Below are 20,527 nucleotides of genomic sequence, written 5' to 3' on the forward strand. Positions count from 1 at the left end.
GAGGCCCAAAATGGCTGAACTCTCCCTCAATCGTGCCCACTCCATCATCCGCAAAGCCTTGGCCAAAGGCCGCGAGGCTGGCTTTAAACCATTGTCGGTCGTGGTGCTTGACACTGGCGGCCACGTCAAAGCTTTCGAGCGTGAAGACGGGGCCGCCCCGGGCCGCTTTGGCATCGCCCATGGCAAAGCCTATGGCGCGATCATGCTGGGCATGGCAGGCCGGGCGCAGATGGCCCGCGCCGAACAACAGGCCTATTTCATGGCGGCCGTAAACGGAGTCTATGGCGGGCAGGTCGTGCCAGTGCCGGGCGGCGTTTTGGTGCGCGACAAGCGCGGCAATATCGTCGGGGCCGTGGGCGTGACCGGGGACACCTCCGACAATGACGTGATCGCGGCCGTTGCCGGAATCGAATCCGTCGGGCTGACGCCGGAAGACTAATCAAGAGTCGATGCGTGTTGCCGATGATGGACCTTGGTACGGTCTCATCGGCGCGCCCATCCGGCCCATTCCACCACGGCGCACTGTCCGCGCTTTCTAGAATTAAATGTGGCTGGAAAGGATGGGGGGACAGGGGCGTCGAACGGGCGACACACAATCGCTCCGACGGTAACGGTCAGTTACCATCTGTCTAAACGCTTCGTCACGCTATCTGAGGGAGATAAATGGAGGCGAGTACCGGAATCGAACCGGTGTACACGGATTTGCAATCCGCTGCGTCACCACTCCGCCAACTCGCCGCCAAAGTGGTTTGTGTCGGTTACCCGATCGCTGCGATCTGTGCAAGAGCGGCTGTGTCGATTGTGGCCACGTATTTGCGTTGTTCCTTTTTGGTGGATGTGCCAAAATGAAAGTGATGTATTCCAAAGAATAAGAGCCTGCCCGATGACAGACTATGCCGCGCGGCGCACCGTAATGGTCGACACCCAAGTCCGCCCATCCGATGTTACAAAATTTCCGATCATCGACGCGATGCTGTCGGTCCCACGTGAGGCGTTCGTCCCGCGTGACATGCGCGAAGCGGCCTATGTGGGCGAAAATATCGATCTGGGCGGCGGGCGCGTGATTCTTGATCCGCGCACCTTGGCCAAGATGCTGGACGCTTTGGATGTGCGCGGCGATGAGCTGGTTTTGGACATCGGCTGCTCGCGGGGCTATTCGTCTGCTGTCATTGCCCGCATGGCCGAAGCTGTGGTGGCCGTTGAGGAAGACGCAGACATGGCCACCGAGGCACAGGGCCTGCTGGCCGAAAACGGCGTGGACAATGTGGTGCTTCACCAAGGCCCACTGACCCAAGGTGCGGCGGAACATGGCCCATACGATGTGATTGTGGTTCAGGGGGCGGTTGCACATCTGCCCGCAGAATTGACCGAACAGTTGAAAGAAGGCGGTCGTGTCGCCTGTCTTTTCATGGAAGAAACTTTGGGCGTGGTCCGTATCGGATACAAAATTGACGGCCATTTGACATGGCGGTTTGCGTTCAACGCCAGCGCGCCGGTCTTGCCGGGGTTTGAACGGCAGGCGGCCTTTACGCTTTAACACCGACGGGCACGTTTCGGCGGTCCTGAATTGTCAGGAGATTGATGTGAGACATTCGGCGATGAAAAAGATCAGAGGCGCGCTGCTGGCTTCGGCTCTTGCATGTGCAGTGCCGGTTGCGGCTTGGTCGGAAACGCTGGCGGATACATTGGTCAGCACCTACCACGCCAGCGGCCTGTTGGAGCAAAACCGCGCCTTGCTGCGGGCCGCTGACGAAGACGTGGCCGTGACACTGTCGCAGCTTCGCCCGATTCTGAACTGGTCGGTTGACGTGACCCGCAATTTCGGGCGCAGCAAAACAGCCGGCACCCGCCGTCCGATTGCCGATACCAACACCTCGCTTGGCATCACTGCCGAGTGGCTGCTTTATGATTTCGGGCGCACCGGGCTGCAGGTCGAGGCGGCCAAGGAAACCGTTCTTGGCACGCGTGAAACATTGCGCAGCATTGAACAGCAGGTTCTGCTGCGTGGTGCGACCGCTTATTTGAACGTGCGCCGCAATCAGGCGTTCGTGGACCTTCGGCAAAACAACCTGCGCCTGTTGGAGCAAGAGCTGCGCGCTGCGCGCGATCGTTTCGAAGTGGGGGAGGTGACCCGCACCGATGTGGCGCAGGCCGAGGCGCGGTTGGCCTCGGCGCGCAGTGGCCTTGCCGCCGCGCAGGGCGATCTGGCGCAAGCGGTCGAAGAATTTGTCGCGGCCGTTGGGCGTGAGCCAAACAATTTGCAGGCGCCGGGCGCGTTGCCAAACCTGTCGGGCGATGTTGATCAGTCGAAACTGGTGGCCGCGCGCAACCATCCTGATGTCTTGAAGGCGCGCCACGATGTGGCCGCCGCCGAATTGACGATCAAGGCGGCATCGGCGGCCATGAAGCCCTCGGTCAGCCTCACAGGTCGGGCCGGTGTTACGGAAGAGTTCAACGAGAGCGATTACACCCGCTCGGGCAGCGTGGGCGTTGCGGTGACAGGCCCCATATATCAAGGCGGTCGGCTAAGTGCGCTGAAGCGTCAGGCGATGGCCCGGCGTGATGCCAATCGCGGTGCCTTGCACGTGGTGCAGTTCCAGGTGCAGCAGGAAGTCGGTAACGCCTATGCCAGCCTGCGTGCCGCGCGCGCCAGCCGTGATGCCAGCCAAGAGCAGGTGCGCGCCGCGACCGTGGCCTTTCGCGGTGTCCGTGAAGAGGCAACATTGGGTGCGCGGACAACATTGGATGTGCTCAATGCCGAACAGGAATTGCTGGACGCCCGTGCCACGCTGATTTCGGCTGAAATTGATGTCTACACTGCGGCGTATTCCGTTCTTGCGGCCATGGGGCAACTGACGGCCAAGGATCTGAACCTGCCGGTCAAAACCTATGATCCGGCAGCCTATTACAACATGGTCAAATCGGCACCGGCCAATCTCAGCCCGCAAGGTCGCAAGCTGGACCGTGTGCTGCGCGCCTTGGGTAAAGATTAAAACCTGTCCTAATCTGTTGTGTGACCAGCGCCTCGGGGCTAAACTGAGGTGAGGCAAGAGTGGTATTGAATTATGTCGGATCCCGTCAGCAACGCTGAAATCGAAGACGTGTTGTCGTCTATTCGTCGGCTGGTTTCGGTCGAAGATCGTGCCGACACCCAAGCCGATGATGCGCGCGATACATCTGAAACCATGGCCGCTGATCCCTCTCAGGGGGGGGCGGGTGACCGGCTGATGTTGACGCCCGCCTTGCGTGTGGACGACCGCGACTCTGCACCTCAAACCGATGCCGACTCGCAGGGTGACGCAGACCTTCCCGGCGATGCCAACGCAGATCAGGACCAGTCCGACGACGGGTCTGAGGCTCAAGAGCTTCGGTTTAGCCATAGCGACTATGAGCGCGCGTGGCAGGATACCGCCGATCAGACGGCGGAGCACGACAGCACGGATGAGGCCGACAGCACGGGCGCAGACGATAGCGAACCGGCCGATAATGCCCCCTATGTGCTGGATCAGACACAGGCGGCAGATCCTTTGGACGCCCCCGGCCTTGGGGGTCGTATTGCCGAGGTTGAGGCGGCCGTCGCCGCGCGACACGATCAATGGGAACCCGATGGCGAGTCGGACGACGCCTATGCCGGTGGTTCTGTTTCGCCTATGGCTTGGGAAGATTACGGCCCCGAACCCACCTATGATGACGCAGATGGCGATGAGCTGACGGGCGATGCCAGTGACATTGCCGACGATACGGAACCCCCCGGCGCACAGACATTCGGTGAAACAGACGATCATCGGGTCGACGCGGGCGATCAAACGGCCGGCGCGTCTGCCGGAGGCACTTCGGCAACAACGTCGGATGATAGCGACGAGGAGACCTTGTGGGACGATGACCGTGTCGACACCGTCATCGACGAAGAAGCGTTGCGCGACATGGTCAGCGAAATCGTGCGTCAGGAATTGCAGGGCGCTTTGGGCGAACGGATCACCCGCAATGTCCGTAAATTGGTGCGGCGTGAAATTCACCGCGCCCTAAGCAGCCACGAATTGGACTAGTGTTCTGCACCTGACGCAAGATGCCCGTGCGACGGCAAACTTGAGGTCAGGAGGCAAGTTTTCCGAGTGGAAAGGCTCAATCACGGCTGTCATCCCCGGCGCAGACATTGGAATGCCAAGCTCCTGCGCGGAGTCGAGGGCGAAGCCCGCCGCGCATCGCCGACGCGCCCCCACGCGGCGGCGATTTGGTTAGGCTGGGCGCATCGCTTTGATGTCGTTCGGATTTGGCTGACATAAAGTGCCCAGCCCCATTTAGCTTCGCCACCGCGCGCGTCGGCAATGCGCGGCTTGATCCGGCGTCTGCTCCATCCCGCAAAAGCTCAGTGGCGGTGCCACTTTGCAAACTAGCTGCCGCTCGCACCTTCGCTGAACGGGGGTCGACACCAGAGGCGAGCGTTCAAACTTACGTCAGGTGCAGAACACTAGGTCAAAGGCGCGGCCAATCTCAGCAGCAGGTCCAGATCCATATGGGTTTCCATATGCTGACCCAAAGCGTCGAGCGTGGTTTCAAGATCATCGCCATAGGTCAGGCCCGATTGCCCGCCCAGATCGGCCAGAAACGCGGCGCGAAACGCATCGGACGCAAACAGCCCGTGCAGGTAACAGCCGCGCACACGGCCCGACGGCGATGCTGCGCCTTCCGGACGGCCCGCGATATCCAGCCATGCGCGCGCGCAATCTGGCCCGCTGGTTTCGCCAAGGTGAATTTCATAGCCTTGCACCGCATCGCCTGTGGCGCGGTATGTGGCATCGGTTAGCGCAAGACGCTTTTCCGGCTTCATCACGGTGATCACATCCAGATGGCCAAGGCCGGGCACGCTACCTGCCACGCCTTCGATACCGTCCGGATCGGCGATGTCACGGCCCAACATCTGATAGCCGCCGCAAATGCCCAACACGTGCCCGCCGCGCCGGATATGCGCGGCCAGGTCGATATCCCAGCCTTGCGCCCGGAAATGCGCCAAATCGGCAATCGTCGATTTACTGCCCGGTATCAAAACCAGATCGGCATCGCCGGGCAGGGGCTGGCCTGCCTCGACGATCTCGACGCTGATATCAGGCTCGGACGACAGCGGATCAAGGTCGTCGAAATTCGCGATCCGGCCCAGCCGGGGCACCGCCACCTTGAAGCCGCCGCCCTTGGTGGATGCGATATCCATGACATCCTCGGCGGGCAGGCGCCATGCGTCGGCAAACCATGGCACAACCCCTAACGACGGCCAGCCGGTGCGCTGCGCGATTTCAACCAATCCATCGTCAAACAGGCTGACATCGCCGCGAAACTTGTTGATGGCAAAGCCCTTGATATGCGCGGCATCCTCGGGCGGCAAAACGGCCTGAGTGCCGACGATCTGCGCAATCACGCCGCCGCGGTCTATATCGCCCACCAGCACCACGGGCACGCCTGCCGCTTGGGCAAAGCCCATATTGGCGATGTCGCCCGCGCGCAGGTTGATCTCGGCCGGGCTGCCCGCGCCCTCGACAATCACCAGATCGGCGGATGCGCTGAGCCGTTTGAAGCTGTCCAGAACCGGCGGCATCAGGCGCGGTTTGGCTTTGGAATAGTCCCGCGCGCGCAACGTGGCAAAGCGTTGGCCCTGCACGATCACCTGCGCGCCGGTATCGGTTTCGGGTTTCAGCAGCACTGGGTTCATGTCGGTGATCGGCGCACGTCGCGCCGCCAGCGCCTGCAAGGCCTGTGCCCGGCCAATCTCGCCGCCATCTTCGGTGACGGCGGCATTGTTTGACATGTTTTGCGGCTTGAACGGTGCGACCGACAGGCCACGATTGGCAAACGCCCGTGCCAGCCCGGCGACAAGCATCGACTTGCCCACGTTCGAGCCTGCGCCCTGAATCATGATCGCTTTGGCCATTCGGCGCCTCTTTGCTCTGCTCACCAGTGGTCTTAGCGGTCGCGCTTGACCTAGGAAAGCCTTGAAGCGTCAGAGGTGGGGCAAATAAGACATGGCCGCAAAGAAATGAAAAGCCCCGCCAATGTGGCGGGGCCTGTTCTATAGTCTATCCGGCACGTTGGATCAGGCGGCTTCGGCCTGTGCGGCGGCATTGCGACGTTCGCTTTCTTCGCGCGACAGCGCGACCGAGGTGCGAACCCCTTTGCCGACAAAATCCATCAGCCCCGTAACGACGCGTTCGTTCGGATCAATCCCGGCGCAGGATAGCACCTCGCGGCCATCGCGCGAGCGTGCCCACCGAGCAATCTGCTCGGGGCCATTTCCGTACTTCTTGTCATCGGCAATGGCATCGTCCAACGCTGCCAGCACCACGGCGGCAAACAGTTTCCGAGCGCGGTTGCCTTGCTCGGCGTTGAATGCCGTGCCGTCAACGAAATCAGTCATGTTTCGTCCTTGTTTTTATTGGTCTTGTGTTTTCGGCTTAGCGATGGTTATGGCTGAGTTTAATCGATTCGGATAGAGCGGATATGCATAACTTCTATGCAAATTCCGCATAGCTTTCTGCGCGTGCAGCACAGGATATCGTCGTCTTGCCACCCATTGCCTCACCAGATATAGGGATTGGCAATCCTTCATCAACCTTTTGTCACGGTTTTGTCTTATGCCAAAGATCAACGGAAATGAAATCAGACCCGGCAATGTGCTGGAACATAACGGCGGTCTTTGGACTGCGGTCAAGGTCGACCACGTCAAACCCGGCAAGGGCGGTGCATTTGCTCAGGTCGAAATGCGCAACCTGCGCAACGGGTCAAAGCTGAACGAACGGTTCCGCAGCGCCGACAAGGTCGAACGCGTCCGGCTAGAGCAAAAAGACCAGCAATTCCTGTATGAAGCCGACGGAATGCTGGTGTTCATGGACAATGAGACCTTTGAACAAATTGAACTGCCTGCCGAAATCTTGGGCGAGCGCCGCCCGTTCCTGCAGGATGGTATGACCATTCAGATCGAATATTATGAGAACGAGGCATTGAGCGCGGCCCTGCCGCAAAAGGTCACCTGCCGCGTTGTTGAAACCGAGCCGGTTGTCAAAGGGCAGACCGCCGCCAACAGCTTTAAGCCCGCCATTCTGGACAACGGGATCAAGGTGATGGTGCCGCCGTTTGTGGGCCAAGACGAGGATATCATCGTCAACACCGAAACCATGGACTACGCCGAACGCGCGTAACCCGCGCCGACGCCTGAACGAAAAACGCCGGTCCTGATTGCTCAGGGCCGGCGTTTTTCTGTGTGAGTCACAAACTAGGGCGTGTAGGTCACCGTCGCGTCTTCGGCCTGCATCGGGCCTTTGGCCCGGTCAAACCGCAGATAGGCAATTGCCTGTCCGCCCGATTGCGTGAACAACGTGCCCGCCGGTTTGCCATCGGCGGTGATCGGGGTGCCGACCGGTGCCGCGCCGTCGATGTTGACGCGGGCCAACCCTTTGCGCAATTCGGTCTTATGCTTCATGCGCGCGGCCACTTCCTGACCGACGTAACAGCCCTTGCGAAAATCCACGCCGTTCAGTCGCTCGAACCCGGCTTCGAGAATGAAAGTGTCCGGCGTCAGTTCCACGCCGGTTTCGGGGATACACTGCGCCACGCGGATCGCATCCCAATCGGTGCCGTCATCACCGCCTTCCGTGCCATACAGCCGCCAGCCCATATCGGGATGGCGCGGATCAGCAAAGGCACCTTCTGGCGCAGGGCCAGTGCCGCGCCTGACCTTCAGATCGCTTGGCGTCAGGGTCACATCGGCGCGCAGCTTGTACATACCCAACCGCTGCATCAGTCCGGGGGCCAGTGACGCATCCACATCCAGCAGCACCGCGTCGCCCCACGGCAACAGCAGGAAATCGGCCAGATACTTTCCCTGTGGCGTCAGGATGGCGGCATAAACCAGCCCCTGTTCCAGTTTTGCGATATCGTTGGTCACAAGCCCCTGAAGAAAGCTGCGGGCCTCGGACCCTGTGATTTCGATGATGTTGCGTGTCATTGCCTCTCCCGTCGCGATCTGCTTGGTAATATAGGTCATGGCGCGCGGCACAACAGGGGGCAACGATGCGAGCGAAACTGTCGGTTATCATTCCGACGCTGAATGCAGCCGAAGGGTTGGCGCGCAGCCTGCCATCGCTGGCGGCCGGGCTTGAGGCCGGGGTGATCCGCGAACTGATCCTGTCTGACGGCGGATCCCAAGATGCAACCGCACTCATCGCGCAAGAGGCCGGGGCAATCTTTGTGCAAGGCGCGGCCTCGCGCGGTGGGCAGTTGCGGCGTGGGGCACAGGCCGCCACGGGCGACTGGCTGCTTTTTCTGCATGCCGACACTATCCTGCCGCCCGACTGGCCGCAGATTGTTCAGGCGCATATGGCGCAGGGGCGGGCCGGGTATTTCCGCCTGCGCTTTGATGCCAACGGTGTTGCGCCCGTGGTGGTCGCCGCTTGGGCCAACCTGCGGGCGTGGGCGTTTCACCTGCCTTATGGCGATCAGGGGCTATTGGTGTCGCGGCACGATTACGACTCGGTCGGTGGCTTTCGCGATATCCCGTTGATGGAAGATGTGGCCATGGCTCGCGCCCTTGGCCGCCGGTTGCGCCCCATGCCAGCGGCGGTGATCACAAGCGCCGCAAAATATCAGCGCGAGGGCTGGTTGCGGCGCGGTGCGCGCAATCTGCGTCTGTTGCTCAGTTATCTGGCCGGGGCCGATCCCACGCGGTTGGCCCGCCGATATTGATCTTTCAGAACATCGGCGTGTTGTTGGCCAGATAATCGGCCTGCATCTGGCCTGCGTCATATTCGGTGGCGATCCACTGCTCAAAGCCGATGCCGGTCTCGGCCTGCCGCGCCTCGTAGCGATCAAGGATGTAATCAAGAATCCCGGTGCGCGACCATTTCAGGTGAATATACTTCACGCTCAACATTTTGCGCGCCTCGGATACCGGCTTGCCCTCGATTTCCATCATATAAATAGCGGCGGCAAACCCGGCCCGGTCGGCCCCCGATTTGCAATGCATGACAAAGGGCTTTTCGATCTCGCGAAAGGCGCGGATCAGATGCAGGATATCGTGGCGCGGCGCGGCCTGACGGGCCATCAGATTGACGCTGACCAAGGTTAGCCCCAAGCGGCGGCAGCTTTCCTCTTCCACCAGATAATGCGCCGCCCCGGCGGCTCCGCGTAGGTTCAGGATGGTCTTGATGCCCATCTGCTTCAGCCGCTCGAAGCGTTCATGGGTGGGCTGGTTGGATCGATAAACACCCGGCGCGACCGGATAGAAATTGGTCCAGACCTTACGAAGCACGGCATGATCGAACCACAGGTTGTAGATATGCGCGCGGCGGCGATTTTCGGGGGTGGACAGGTCAACATCATAGGACATGCGCAGCGCCCGTTCCCAATCGACGATCCGTTTGAACAGTTTCATGGAATGATGCGCGCTCCGTCTTGTCGGGGTGGTCCCGGCGTTGCCCCCATTTAGGGGGCGTGGCGCGGCATGGCAAGCGATTGACGGCGCGCGGGATCGGGGTAATGTCTGCGCGTGATTTTCAGGAAGGCATGCACATGACGCTTAGCAACGGTCGCCCTTATCTGGCCATTCCCGGCCCCTCGGTCATGCCCGAGGCGGTTTTGCGGGCCATGCACCGTGGCGCGCCCAATATCTACGAGGGCGAGTTGATCGACATGATGCCGGCCTTGATGGGCGACCTCAAGCGGGTGGCACGCACCGAGCATCACGCCACGATCTATATCAGCAACGGCCACGGCGCATGGGAGGCGGCGCTGGCCAACACCATCGCCCCCGGCGACACGGTGCTGGTGCCCGCAACAGGGCGGTTCGGCCATGGCTGGGCCGAGATTGCCCGCACATTGGGCGTGCAGGTGGACCTGCTGGATTTCGGCAAACGCGCGCCGGTGGATGTGGACCGGCTGGAACAGGCCCTGCGCGCCGATACCGGCCACAAGATCAAGGCGGTGCTGGCCACGCATGTGGATACCTCAAGTTCCGTCCTGAACGATATTCCGGCCATTCGGGCCGCGATGGATGCCGCGGGCCACCCGGCGCTGTTGATGGCCGATTGCATTGCCTCTTTGGCCTGTGACCGGTTCGAGATGGACGCATGGGGCGTTGATGTCATGGTGGCCGCCAGCCAGAAAGGGCTGATGGTGCCGCCCGGTTTGGGCTTTGTGTTCTTCAACGACAAGGCCGCACAAGCGCGCGCCGGGCTTGCGCGGGTCAGCCATTACTGGGATTGGACAGCGCGCGCCAACCCTGACCTGTTCTATCAGTATTTTGGCGGCACCGCGCCCACCCACCACCTTTACGGCCTGCGCGCCGCGCTTGACATGATCCATGGCGAAGGGATGCCCGCCATCTGGGCGCGCCACGATTGTTTGGCGCGGGCGATCTGGGCCGCCTGCGAGGTTTGGGGGCAGGGCGGCCCGTTGGAGTTGAACGTCGCGGATCCCGTGCATCGCAGCCGCGCGGTGACCGCGCTGCGGATCGGCGCGCCGCATGGCTCCGATCTGCGCCGTTGGGTGCAGGACAAAGCAGGGGTAACCCTTGGGATCGGCCTTGGCATGGCCGAACCGGGCGATCCGGCGTGGCACGGCTTTTTCCGGATGGGCCATATGGGACACGTGAACGCACATATGGTGCTGGGGATGCTGGCGGCGGTGCAGGCGGGGCTGACGGCGCTGGATATCCCGCATGGCACCGGCGCGTTGCAGGCGGCAACGGCGGTGATCGCCGAAGCCTGAGGCGGTTGGCTATCGCCGCCGCCCCAACAGTGTGATCAGATAATTCAGGCCATAGCCGGCGGCGAAAACGGCAGGCAATCCAAATATGGCCCATAAGGCCATGAAAACCCAAATCAAATTCACAAACCCCATGATCAGGGCGGCGTTTGTGTAATTGGGGGCTTCTGACAAGGTGCCGCGCCGCATGACAGCAGCCTAGCGCAAGGCGCGCGCGCCTGTCAGTCAAAATATATGTGACAGTGGGCTATGCGCGAGCGGCGGCCAAGGCCTCGGGCAGCACCTCGGCCAGAACATCCATATCCTGTGGGCGGCCACAACTTATGCGAATGCAGCGGTCTTGCGGGGTCACGGCAGGCTTGCGCACGAACACGCCGCGCGCGACCAATTCCTCTAGCACGCGGGTGGCAAACGCCCCATCCGCCCCGCAATCGACCGCCACGAAATTGGTCGCCGAGGGCAGGGCGCTTAGCCCGTTTTCAGCAGCAATTGCGGTGATCCTTGCGCGGGCTTCCGCCACCTGATCCTGCACATGCGTCAGCCACGCGCCATCCCGCACTGCGGCCAAAGCCCCGGCCTGCGCCACGCGGTTCATGCCGAAATGGTTGCGAATCTTGTCAAAGCTTCGGATCAGATCCACCGCGCCAATCGCATAGCCAATCCGCGCACCTGCCATGCCATAGGCCTTGGAAAAGGTGCGCATCCGGATCACGCGCGGATCATCGGCGCTGATCTGCGCCGCCGTGCCGTCGGGCGCAAACTCGACATAGGCTTCATCCAGCAAGAGCAAGCACCCGTCCGGCAGATCGTCCAGCGCCGCCACAATCGCCGCGCCGCTGTGCCATGTGCCCATCGGGTTATCGGGGTTGGCAAGGTAAACCAGCTTGGCGTCCACTTCGCGCGCGCGGGCGAACAGCGCGGCAGGGTCTTCGCGGTCGTCCACATAGGTGACCTTGTGCAGATCGCCGCCAAAGCCCGCCACATGATAATTGAATGTCGGATATGCCCCGTCCGAGGTGACAACCGCATCGCCGGGGCCGATCAGCAACCGCACCAGATTGCCCAAAATCCCGTCAATACCTTCACCGACAAGGATATTTTCGGGCCGTGCGCCCATCTGTGTGGCCAGTTCATGGCGCAACTCATGGCTGCTGGGGTCGCCGTATTTCCAGATCTCCAGCACTTCGGCCTGCATCGCCCTTACGGCGGCAGGGGACGGGCCGAACAGGCTTTCGTTGGCACCAAGACGGGCGCGAAACGGCGCGCCGCGGCTGCGTTCTTGCTCTTCGGGCCCGACAAAGGGCACGGTCGAGGGCAGGGTGTTCACAAGGTCGGTATAGCGTGGTTGGGTCATGTCAGCAGGTAAGGGAAAAGCGATGCGGAATGCAAGCCGCACGGCGCACCGCCGAAATCTTTAAAAGATTTCGGCCCGTTTTCTTTTAAAGAAAACGGGCACTTGGTTGCGTCTGTCGGCCCTTAGCCCAGTTCGGCCAGACGCTGCAACGCGATGCGCAGCTTGCCTTCTTCTTCTTCGCGCAGGGCAAGGTTTTCGCGGGCTTCGTTCACCACCTCTTCGGGCGCGCTGGCCACGAATTTGGGGTTGTTGAGCCGCCCGCGCAGGCCGCCAAGTTCTTTCTCAAGCTTGCCAAGGGTCTTTTCCAGCCGCGCCTTTTCTTCGGCCACGTCGATGATATCGGCCACCGGCAGGCCCAGATTGCCGCCCTCGACGGCCACGGTTATGCAGCCTTTGGGCAGGCTATCGACGCGGGTCAGGCTTTCGATCCGGGCGATGCGCTTGATCATCACCTCGTTGCTGTCCCACGCGCGCTGTTCGGCTGCGCCCAGATCGGTGCACAGCACCGGCACATAAAGCCCCGCCGGCACATGCACCTGCGCCCGGGCCGAGCGGACCTGTTCAATCACCGAGATCACCCAGTTCATTTCGCGGTCGGCGTCTTTGTCCAGCAGATCGGCAACCGTGTAGGTCGGCCAATCGGCATGGATCAGCATTTTCTGACGGTCGCCCAAGGTGCCCCACAGCTCTTCGGTGACATAGGGCATGATCGGGTGCAGCAGGATCAGGCATTGGTCAATCACCCACGCCATGGTGGCCTGCGTTTCGGCCTTGGTGGCGGCGTCGCCATCCAGCAGCAGGGGCTTGGACAGTTCCACATACCAGTCACAGACCTTGCCCCAGACAAAGGCATAAAGCGCGTTCGCCGCGTCGTTGAAGCGAAAGTTTTCCAGCGCGTCATCGACGGTTTCACGCACCTTGGCGGTTTCGCCGATGATCCACTTGTTGACGGTGGCGGTGGGCGTGGGCACGTGCCCGTCACTGCCAACCGCGCCGTTCATCTCGGCAAAGCGGGCGGCGTTCCAAAGCTTGGTTCCGAAATTGCGATAGCCCGCGATCCGGTCTTTCGACAGCTTCAGGTCACGGCCCATGGCGGCCATCGCCGTCAGGGTAAAGCGCACCGCATCCGCGCCGTAGTCGTCGATCAGGTCCAGCGGGTCCAGCACGTTGCCCAAGGATTTGGACATCTTCTTGCCCTTCTCATCGCGGACAAGAGCATGCACATAGACATGGCTGAACGGTTTTTGGTCGACCACGGCATATTGCATCATCATCATCCGGGCGACCCAGAAGAAAATGATGTCAAAGCCGGTGATCAACACGCTGGTGGGAAAGTATTTTTCCAATTCCGGCGTCTGCTCGGGCCAGCCAAGCGTGCCGATGGGCCAGAGCCCGGACGAGAACCATGTGTCGAGAACGTCATCGTCTCGACTGATGACAGCCGTTTTTCTTCCGGTGTCTTTATCTCGCCGCAGGCTTGCTTTGACGGATTCATCAAAATTTTCGACAACCACTTCGTCTACTAAGTCGCCGTAGTATTCTTTAGCCTTCTGAATTGCCTCTTCTTCGGTAGCGGCACAAAATTCCTTAGTCCGAAAGTTTAGTCCGTTGTCGTCCATCGCATTGAAATCGTCAGGATTTGCAATCCCATACCAAACCGGAATCTGATGTCCCCACCACAACTGACGGGAAATGCACCACGGTTCGATATTTTCCAGCCAGTGGAAATAGACCTTGCGGTCGGCCTCGGGCATGATCGTCACCTCGCCTGAGCGCACGGCGTCCAGCGCCGGGCCGACGATCTTGGCGGTGTCCACGAACCACTGATCGGTCAGCATCGGCTCGATCACCACTTTCGAGCGGTCGCCAAACGGCTGCATGATCGGCTTTGGCTCCACCAGCGGCACGAGGGACGCTTCGCGCGGGTCGCCGCCTTCTTCGGGGGCGACGGGGGTGTGTGCCGCTTTGCCCAGCCGTGGGTCATTTTCCGGGACCATGACGGCAAGGCCTTCTTGGGTGATTTCGTCAACCACTTGCTTGCGGGCCTCAAAGCGATCCAGCCCGCGCAGATGATCAGGCACAAGGTTCAGGCTGTCCACCTCGGCCACGGTAAACGCGGCACCGTTCGCGATGTCTTGGGCGCGCTGCGCGGCCTCGGCATAGGGCGCGCCATCGGCACGCAGATGCGCCTTGGTGTCCATCAGGCGATACATCGGGATGCCGCCGCGCTTGGCGACCTCGTAGTCGTTGAAATCATGCGCGCCGGTGATCTTCACCGCGCCCGAGCCGAAGTTGGGGTCGGGATAGTCATCGGTGATGATCGGGATCAGGCGGCGATGCTCTTTGGGCCCAACCGGAATTTCACAGAGTTTTCCGATGATTGGCGTATAACGTTCATCTGATGGATGAACGGCCACAGCGCCGTCGCCCAGCATGGTTTCGGGCCGCGTGGTGGCGATGGAAATATAATCGCGCTCTTCCTCCAGCACGATATTCCCGTCCTCGTCCTTTTCGACGTAGGTATAGGTTTCGCCCCCCGCCAGCGGGTATTTGAAATGCCACATATGGCCGGGGGTGTCGATGTTCTCGACCTCAAGATCGGAAATCGCGGTTTCGAAATGCGGATCCCAGTTGACCAAACGCTTGCCGCGATAGATCAGGCCCTTGTTATACATATCCACGAACACCTTGATCACGGCATCGTGGAAATTGCCCTCTTCGCCCGCGGGCGCACCGGGCGCACCAGACATGGTAAAGGCATTGCGTGACCAGTCGCAGGAGGCGCCAAGACGCTTGAGCTGATTGATGATCGTGCCGCCGGAATGGGTCTTCCACTCCCACACCTTTTCAAGGAATTTCTCGCGGCCCAATTCGCGGCGACCCGGAGCACCCTCTTCGGCCAGCTTGCGTTCCACGACCATCTGCGTGGCGATGCCCGCATGGTCCTGCCCCGGCTGCCACAGCGTGTCATGCCCGCGCATCCGGTGCCAGCGGATCAGGATATCCTGCAACGTGTTATTAAAGGCATGGCCCATATGCAGGCTGCCCGTCACGTTGGGCGGCGGGATCATGATCGAAAACGGCTCGGCCCCCGGCTTGGCATTCGCGCCGGCCTTGAAGGCCCCAGCTTGTTCCCATGCCTCGTAAATCCGGCCCTCGGCCTTGGCTGCGTCAAAGGTCTTGTCCATCGCCATTCTGTGTGCCCCGTGGTCATTCCGCTTGGTCCTGCCCCCCTTAGCGAAACTGCGCCGCAAGGGGAAGCGGTTATGCCCTTATCCTCGCCGGTCCAGCTTGGTGGACAGTTGGATCAGGCTTTCCGAGCCCTTCACCCCGCGGGTTTCGCCAATGCGGTCCAGCGTGTCGTCCAGCGCCTCGGTCGTTTCGGCTTCGATCCCGACGATCAGGTCGAACCGACCCGAGGTGGTGTGCACGGTTTTCACATCCGGCAATGATCGCAGCCGTGCCAGCACGGTGGGGGCGCTGCGCGGCTCGATGCTGACAAGGGCGGTGGCCCGTAGCGGCGCGCGCTGCGTGTCGTTCAGGCGCAAGGTGTAGCCCTTAATGACACCCGAAGTTTCCAGCCGCTCTAGCCGGGCCTGCACCGTGGTGCGCGCAAGGTTCAGCTTGCGCGCCAGCGTGGCCACGGGCGTGCGGGCATTTTCCGAAAGCAGCGCCAGCAAGGCGCGGTCTGTGTCGTCTGTTTGCATGATCGACCCGGCATAATGACGTTAATAGAAGTCACTTTATGCGAAGTGACGCATGGAATCGACGGCTTTTGCCCGCATTCTGGGAAAAACGAGCAGCCCAACAGGATTTTCAGATGCGCGAAACCCCGAACTGGCCCGACCCGGCGGCACATATCGCCCGGCATTCCCCCGACACGGCGACCCTGTATTTCAGCCCGGCAGCCTTGCACGCCACCGCGCGGCGGTTTCAAAACGGCTTTGACGGGCTGGTGACCTATGCGGTCAAGGCCAATGCGGGCGAAGAGGTGCTGACCAATCTGGTGGCGGCGGGCCTTCGTGCCTTTGATGTGGCCAGCCCGCGCGAAATGTATGCCGTGCGCACGATCTGCCCCGACGCGGTTTTGCATTACAACAACCCCGTGCGTTCGGCCGAAGAGGTGGGCGTTGCGCGCGCCTTGGGCGTCGCCTCGGCCTCGGTCGATTGCTGGCGCGAGTTTGACAAGCTGGCTGAACTGCCCAAAAGCACCGAAATCGCCGTGCGGCTGGCCTTGCCGGTTGCGGGCGCGGCCTATGATTTTGGCGAAAAGTTCGGCCTTGGCCCGGATCGTGCGGCGGATTTGCTAAGCGAGGTGGCCGCGCGTGGCTATCGCCCCGCCATCACCTTTCATCCCGGCACCCAATGCGCCGATCCTGCCGCATGGGGGGCGTATATCGCCGTGGTTGCGGATGTGGCGCGCCGGGCTGGCGTGCGGCTTGCGCGGCTCAACGTCGGTGGCGGCTTTGCCTCGCATCGCGCGGGGCATGCCCCGGACCTTGAGGCGATATTCACCCATATCCGGGCCGAGGTGTCGCGCCATTTCGGGGATCACGCCCCCGATTTGGTATGCGAGCCGGGCCGCGCCATGGTGGCCGATGCCTTTACGTTGGCCACCCGCGTCAAGGCGCTGCGCGACACGGGGGCGGTATTCCTGAATGATGGCATATACGGCGGCCTGACCGAAGCGCGCGATATTGGCGCGCCCGGTCGCATTCGCGTCTTGTCGGCCGATGGCACGCCGCGCCATGCGCCGCCGGTGCCGCGCGTGGTTTATGGGCCTACCTGCGACAGCCTTGATCGGCTGCCCGATCCGCTGCCGCTGCCCGGTGATTTGACCGAGGGCGATTATGTGCTGTTCGATGGTATGGGCGCCTATTCGCGCAGCCTGACCACCCGGTTCAATGGCTATGGTCTGGGTGATCCGGTGACGGTGGCAGAATTGCGGTAGGACGCTCTGGACATGTGCGCAGGGGCCGTTACGTTCGGCCCAAGGCATGTGCGAAAGGGCAGATCATGGAAAAATTCGGCAAAAGCCAACCCGTTACCCGGTTTGAGGATCAGCGATTCCTGACAGGCCATGGCCGCTATGTGGACGATATCGCGCCTGAGGGCGCGCTGTTTGCCCATGTTTTGCGCAGTCCGGTCGCGCATGGCACGATCACCGCGCTGGATGTGGAGGACGCCCGCAGCGCCCCCGGCGTGCATCTGGTGCTGACCGCTGATGATCTGGCCAAATCCGGCGTGACCGAGGGTATGGCCTTCAACATGATCAAGAACCGCGATGGCAGCCCCGCCGCCGCGCCGCGCCGGCCCATTCTGGCCGAGGGTCGCCTGCGGTTTGTCGGCGAACCTGTGGCGATGATCGTGGCCGACACGCTGGATCAGGCCCGCGACGCCGCCGAGATGATCGCACTGGAGTATGATGATCTGCCGGTGCATATGGACATTGCCGCAGGCGGCACGCCCCTGCATGACGAGGCCCCGGACAACCGCGCCTTTGACTGGGCGCTGGGCGATGAACAGGCGGTCGAATCGGCGATTGCCGGTGCGGCTCATGTCGTGCGGATGCCGTTGCATGATAACCGGATCATCTCAAACCCGATGGAGCCGCGCGGCTGCTACGCCGAAACCTTGGGCAACCGCCTGCATCTGGCGGTGAACGGTCAGGGGGTCTGGGGCACCAAGCGCAATCTGGTGCGCGTTCTGGGGATGGCCGCGGATGACATTCGCGTCACCACCCCCGATGTCGGCGGCGGGTTCGGCACCAAGGCGATGGATTATCCCGAAACCTATCTTGTGGCCCATGCCGCGCGTGTTTTGGGCCAACCCGTGCGCTGGATGGCGGATCGCGGCGAAACCATGCTGGCCGACAATGCGGGCCGTGGGCTTGATCATGACCTGACGCTGGCCTTCGACGCGGATCTGAAAATCACCGCCTACCGCGTGGATAGCCGGGTTGATCTGGGTGCCTATTGCAGCACCATGGGGCAGGGGATCCAGACCGATCTGTTCTCGAAGGTTCTGATGGGTGTCTATGACGTGCAGGATACGTTTTTGCATGTCGAAGGGTTCTTTACCAATACCGTGCAGGTCGATGCCTATCGCGGCGCGGGCCGCCCCGAGGCGATCTATGCGCTGGAACGCGTCATGGACCGCGCGGCGCGCGAACTGGGTGTCGATCCATGGGAGTTGCACCGCCGCAATTTCATTCCGGCTAAGGCCTTTCCCTATGTGTCGTCCACCGGCGAAACCTATGATGTGGGCGATTTCAACCGCGTGCTGGAGCGGGCTGAGGCCGAATGCGACCGCGCCGGGTTTGCCGCGCGCAAGGCCGAAAGCGCGGCGCGCGGGCGGCTGCGCGGCATGGGGCTGTGTTACTATATCGAAAGTATTTTGGGCAATCCTTCGGAAACGGCGAAAGTCGCGTTCAATGCGGAGGGCACCGTGTCGATCTATGTGGGCACACAATCCAACGGTCAGGGGCATGAAACTGTCTATGCGCAGTTCCTGTCGGATCAAACCGGCATTCCGGTGGACCAGATCACCGTGGTGCAGGGCGACAGCGATCTGATTGCCAATGGCGGCGGCACCGGCGGCTCGCGTTCGGTGACCACGCAAAGCAACGCCACGCTGGCCACCGTGTCCAAGATGATCTCCGCTTTCATCCCTTATTTGGCCGACAAGATGGGCGTCGGCGAAGATGCGCTTGGCTTTGATGATGATACCTTCCGTGCGCCGGGGTCCAACATGACACCTACGCTACTGGAAGCCGCGCAAATGGCGCGCGCCGATGGCCGCAGTGACCTTTTGGTGCACGAAGAGACCGCCACGCTGCCTGCGCGGTCATTCCCCAACGGTGCCCATGTCGCCGAGGTCGAGGTTGATCCCGATACCGGCAAAGTCACGCTGGACCGCTACACAGTGGTTGATGATTTCGGAAACCTGATCAACCCCTTGCTGGTGGCAGGGCAAGTGCATGGCGGCACCGTGCAGGGCGTCGGGCAGGCGCTATTGGAACACGTTGTGCATGACGCTGATGGTCAGCTCCTCACGGCGAGTTTCATGGACTATGCGATGCCAAGGGCCGATGATGTGCCCATGATCGGGTTTACCACCGAAGCTGTGCCCTCAACGGCGAATGCCATGGGTATGAAAGGCTGTGGCGAGGCTGGAACCGTCGGCGCGATGGCTGCCACCGCCAATGCGGTGGCCGACGCGCTTTGGGATCGTGGCGTGCGGCAGGCGGATATGCCTTTTACGCCGCACCGTGTGTGGAAGATGCTGAATGAAGCGATGGCGCCACTGGATTGAATGGTTTGCAACCGCCCTGCGCCCCGGACAGCGCCGGGGGCAGACAAGCCTTGCCCAAAGGCGGGGGCGGATCAATCATGTCCTGATCCTGGATGGGACCATGTCCACGCTGAACGATGGCCGCGAAAGCAACGCGGGCCTGACCTATAAATTGCTGTCTGAGATCAGCGGTCCGGACCTGTCTGTATATTACGAAGCGGGGGTGCAGTGGCAGGACTGGTCCAGCACGTTGGACGTGATGATGGGGCGCGGGATCAATCGGCAGATCCGCCGCGCCTATGGCTACCTTGCCAGCCGTTACCGTGCCGGAGACCGGATTTTCCTGATTGGCTACTCGCGGGGTGGGTATGCCGTGCGCTCTTTGGCCGGAATGATCGACAAGGTGGGCCTGTTGCGTGCTCAAGACGCCACCGAGCGTAATATTCTGACCGCCTATCGCCATTACCAATCACCGCCCGGAAGCGCGGCGGCGCAGGCGTTTACCCGCCTGTATTGTCAGGATGCGGCGCCGGTCGAAATGGTGGGCTGCTGGGATACGGTTAAGGCGCTGGGCTTGCGCCTGCCGCTGCTATGGCGTTGGAGCGAAGGCCGCCACGCGTTTCACAATCACCACCTTGGCCCGACCATCAAGCACGGTTTTCACGCGTTGGGCCTTGATGAAACCCGCGCGGTGTTCACGCCGGTGTTGTGGGACTGTCCACCCGAATGGAATGGCCGGGTGGAACAAGTCTGGTTTCGTGGCACCCATGGCGACATCGGTGGGCACCTGATGGGATATGCCCCCGCCCGGCCGCTGGCCAATATCCCGCTGGTCTGGATGCTTGAGAACCTTGAGGGCTGCGGGCTGGCCTTGCCGCACGGCTGGCGGGCGCGTTTTCCGATGGATGCCAATGCGCCGTCGGTCGGCACATGGCGCGGTTGGGGCAAGATATTCCTGTTGCGCGGTCGCCGCGTGGTGGGCCGCGACCCGTCTGAACGCCTGCATGAAACCGTCACCGAGGCCGTTGTCGAAAAGACCGACCCGGCAGGCCATGTCGCCCAAGGCTGACACCAAGGCCAACGCCCACAGGTTTTGGTCAGATGGAGATAGCGAGCAGAGCAGGCCCGGAGCCC

17 protein-coding genes and 1 tRNA gene are annotated in these 20,527 nt (G+C 61.6%); 10 read left to right on the top strand and 8 right to left on the bottom strand.

The features are described from left to right. Positions 1–10: 10 nt before the first annotated feature. On the top strand, positions 11–439 hold the full coding sequence (locus HAT86_RS07605; protein ID WP_167195317.1) for a GlcG/HbpS family heme-binding protein: 429 nt from the start codon (positions 11–13) through the stop codon (positions 437–439). A 225-nt stretch (positions 440–664) separates the two neighbouring features. Here HAT86_RS07605 and HAT86_RS07610 read toward each other — a convergent pair. Next, a tRNA-Cys gene (locus HAT86_RS07610) sits at positions 665–738 on the bottom strand. Between the two features lie 145 nt (positions 739–883). On the opposite strand from HAT86_RS07610, the gene HAT86_RS07615 reads away from it, so the two are divergent. The 3 genes from HAT86_RS07615 to HAT86_RS07625 all read left to right on the top strand — a co-directional run bounded on the left by HAT86_RS07615 (position 884) and on the right by HAT86_RS07625 (position 4,046). Then, a complete protein-coding gene (locus HAT86_RS07615) occupies positions 884–1,537 on the top strand; it encodes a protein-L-isoaspartate O-methyltransferase family protein (RefSeq protein WP_167195320.1) in 654 nt (217 codons plus the stop codon). Between the two features lie 61 nt (positions 1,538–1,598). Next, a complete protein-coding gene (locus HAT86_RS07620; protein WP_167195324.1) occupies positions 1,599–2,993 on the top strand; it encodes a TolC family outer membrane protein in 1,395 nt (464 codons plus the stop codon). Between the two features lie 72 nt (positions 2,994–3,065). Beyond that, entirely contained in the window at positions 3,066–4,046 is a 981-nt protein-coding gene (locus HAT86_RS07625; protein ID WP_167195327.1) for a membrane-attack complex/perforin family protein, read from the top strand. Positions 4,047–4,468: 422 nt separating this feature from the next. Here the strand turns inward: HAT86_RS07625 and HAT86_RS07630 are convergent, their stop codons facing one another. Both HAT86_RS07630 and HAT86_RS07635 read right to left on the bottom strand, forming a co-directional pair. Beyond that, entirely contained in the window at positions 4,469–5,920 is a 1,452-nt protein-coding gene (locus HAT86_RS07630) for a cobyric acid synthase (protein WP_167195330.1), read from the bottom strand. 162 nt (positions 5,921–6,082) lie between these two features. Further along, the gene (locus HAT86_RS07635; protein WP_167195333.1) at positions 6,083–6,403 is read right to left on the bottom strand and encodes a DUF6280 family protein; all 321 of its coding nucleotides are present in this window, start codon (positions 6,401–6,403) and stop codon (positions 6,083–6,085) included. Between the two features lie 217 nt (positions 6,404–6,620). Here HAT86_RS07635 and efp point away from each other — a divergent pair, with 217 nt between their 5' ends. Further along, a complete protein-coding gene (gene efp, locus HAT86_RS07640; protein WP_167195336.1) occupies positions 6,621–7,184 on the top strand; it encodes an elongation factor P in 564 nt (187 codons plus the stop codon). Between the two features lie 74 nt (positions 7,185–7,258). Here the strand turns inward: efp and ygfZ are convergent, their stop codons facing one another. Next, on the bottom strand, positions 7,259–7,990 hold the full coding sequence (gene ygfZ / locus HAT86_RS07645; RefSeq protein WP_167195400.1) for a CAF17-like 4Fe-4S cluster assembly/insertion protein YgfZ: 732 nt from the start codon (positions 7,988–7,990) through the stop codon (positions 7,259–7,261). A 65-nt stretch (positions 7,991–8,055) separates the two neighbouring features. Here ygfZ and HAT86_RS07650 point away from each other — a divergent pair, with 65 nt between their 5' ends. Next, complete coding sequence (locus tag HAT86_RS07650; RefSeq protein ID WP_167195339.1) at positions 8,056–8,727, top strand: TIGR04283 family arsenosugar biosynthesis glycosyltransferase; 672 nt, start codon at positions 8,056–8,058, stop codon at positions 8,725–8,727. A 4-nt stretch (positions 8,728–8,731) separates the two neighbouring features. On the opposite strand, the gene HAT86_RS07655 is transcribed toward HAT86_RS07650, so the two are convergent. After that, on the bottom strand, positions 8,732–9,415 hold the full coding sequence (locus HAT86_RS07655) for a phosphatase domain-containing putative toxin (RefSeq protein WP_167195342.1): 684 nt from the start codon (positions 9,413–9,415) through the stop codon (positions 8,732–8,734). A gap of 137 nt (positions 9,416–9,552) precedes the next feature. Between HAT86_RS07655 and HAT86_RS07660 the strand changes: the two genes are divergently transcribed. Next, complete coding sequence (locus HAT86_RS07660) at positions 9,553–10,749, top strand: pyridoxal-phosphate-dependent aminotransferase family protein (RefSeq protein ID WP_167195403.1); 1,197 nt, start codon at positions 9,553–9,555, stop codon at positions 10,747–10,749. A 244-nt stretch (positions 10,750–10,993) separates the two neighbouring features. Here the strand turns inward: HAT86_RS07660 and HAT86_RS07665 are convergent, their stop codons facing one another. The 3 genes from HAT86_RS07665 to HAT86_RS07675 form a co-directional block, all read right to left on the bottom strand. After that, on the bottom strand, positions 10,994–12,100 hold the full coding sequence (locus tag HAT86_RS07665) for a pyridoxal phosphate-dependent aminotransferase (protein ID WP_167195345.1): 1,107 nt from the start codon (positions 12,098–12,100) through the stop codon (positions 10,994–10,996). Between the two features lie 122 nt (positions 12,101–12,222). Continuing rightward, positions 12,223–15,294, bottom strand: coding sequence for a valine--tRNA ligase (locus HAT86_RS07670; protein WP_167195348.1), 3,072 nt, complete (start codon positions 15,292–15,294; stop codon positions 12,223–12,225). 78 nt (positions 15,295–15,372) lie between these two features. Then, positions 15,373–15,807, bottom strand: a complete 435-nt coding sequence (locus HAT86_RS07675) for an Lrp/AsnC family transcriptional regulator (RefSeq protein ID WP_167195351.1) — start codon at positions 15,805–15,807, stop codon at positions 15,373–15,375. Between the two features lie 113 nt (positions 15,808–15,920). Between HAT86_RS07675 and HAT86_RS07680 the strand changes: the two genes are divergently transcribed. The 3 genes from HAT86_RS07680 to HAT86_RS07690 all read left to right on the top strand — a co-directional run bounded on the left by HAT86_RS07680 (position 15,921) and on the right by HAT86_RS07690 (position 20,462). After that, the gene (locus tag HAT86_RS07680; RefSeq protein WP_167195354.1) at positions 15,921–17,051 is read left to right on the top strand and encodes a type III PLP-dependent enzyme; all 1,131 of its coding nucleotides are present in this window, start codon (positions 15,921–15,923) and stop codon (positions 17,049–17,051) included. Positions 17,052–17,116: 65 nt separating this feature from the next. After that, positions 17,117–19,414: a xanthine dehydrogenase family protein molybdopterin-binding subunit gene (locus HAT86_RS07685; protein WP_167195357.1), complete on the top strand. Its 2,298-nt coding sequence runs from the start codon at positions 17,117–17,119 to the stop codon at positions 19,412–19,414. Beyond that, positions 19,389–20,462, top strand: a complete 1,074-nt coding sequence (locus tag HAT86_RS07690) for a DUF2235 domain-containing protein (protein WP_167195360.1) — start codon at positions 19,389–19,391, stop codon at positions 20,460–20,462. The genes HAT86_RS07685 and HAT86_RS07690 overlap by 26 nt, the downstream gene beginning before the upstream one ends. The last annotated feature ends 65 nt before the right edge of the window (positions 20,463–20,527 follow it).

The organism is Roseovarius gahaiensis, from assembly GCF_011601345.1.
Taxonomy (GTDB): domain Bacteria; phylum Pseudomonadota; class Alphaproteobacteria; order Rhodobacterales; family Rhodobacteraceae; genus Roseovarius; species Roseovarius gahaiensis.

Coding starts and splice junctions, on each gene's coding strand:
- HAT86_RS07605 (WP_167195317.1), top strand. CDS start 11: ATGGCTGAACTCTCCCTCAATCGTGCCCACTCCATCATCCGCAAAGCC.
- HAT86_RS07615 (WP_167195320.1), top strand. CDS start 884: ATGACAGACTATGCCGCGCGGCGCACCGTAATGGTCGACACCCAAGTC.
- HAT86_RS07620 (WP_167195324.1), top strand. CDS start 1,599: ATGAAAAAGATCAGAGGCGCGCTGCTGGCTTCGGCTCTTGCATGTGCA.
- HAT86_RS07625 (WP_167195327.1), top strand. CDS start 3,066: ATGTCGGATCCCGTCAGCAACGCTGAAATCGAAGACGTGTTGTCGTCT.
- HAT86_RS07630 (WP_167195330.1), bottom strand. CDS start 5,920: ATGGCCAAAGCGATCATGATTCAGGGCGCAGGCTCGAACGTGGGCAAG.
- HAT86_RS07635 (WP_167195333.1), bottom strand. CDS start 6,403: ATGACTGATTTCGTTGACGGCACGGCATTCAACGCCGAGCAAGGCAAC.
- efp (WP_167195336.1), top strand. CDS start 6,621: ATGCCAAAGATCAACGGAAATGAAATCAGACCCGGCAATGTGCTGGAA.
- ygfZ (WP_167195400.1), bottom strand. CDS start 7,990: ATGACACGCAACATCATCGAAATCACAGGGTCCGAGGCCCGCAGCTTT.
- HAT86_RS07650 (WP_167195339.1), top strand. CDS start 8,056: ATGCGAGCGAAACTGTCGGTTATCATTCCGACGCTGAATGCAGCCGAA.
- HAT86_RS07655 (WP_167195342.1), bottom strand. CDS start 9,415: ATGAAACTGTTCAAACGGATCGTCGATTGGGAACGGGCGCTGCGCATG.
- HAT86_RS07660 (WP_167195403.1), top strand. CDS start 9,553: ATGACGCTTAGCAACGGTCGCCCTTATCTGGCCATTCCCGGCCCCTCG.
- HAT86_RS07665 (WP_167195345.1), bottom strand. CDS start 12,100: ATGACCCAACCACGCTATACCGACCTTGTGAACACCCTGCCCTCGACC.
- HAT86_RS07670 (WP_167195348.1), bottom strand. CDS start 15,294: ATGGCGATGGACAAGACCTTTGACGCAGCCAAGGCCGAGGGCCGGATT.
- HAT86_RS07675 (WP_167195351.1), bottom strand. CDS start 15,807: ATGCAAACAGACGACACAGACCGCGCCTTGCTGGCGCTGCTTTCGGAA.
- HAT86_RS07680 (WP_167195354.1), top strand. CDS start 15,921: ATGCGCGAAACCCCGAACTGGCCCGACCCGGCGGCACATATCGCCCGG.
- HAT86_RS07685 (WP_167195357.1), top strand. CDS start 17,117: ATGGAAAAATTCGGCAAAAGCCAACCCGTTACCCGGTTTGAGGATCAG.
- HAT86_RS07690 (WP_167195360.1), top strand. CDS start 19,389: ATGAAGCGATGGCGCCACTGGATTGAATGGTTTGCAACCGCCCTGCGC.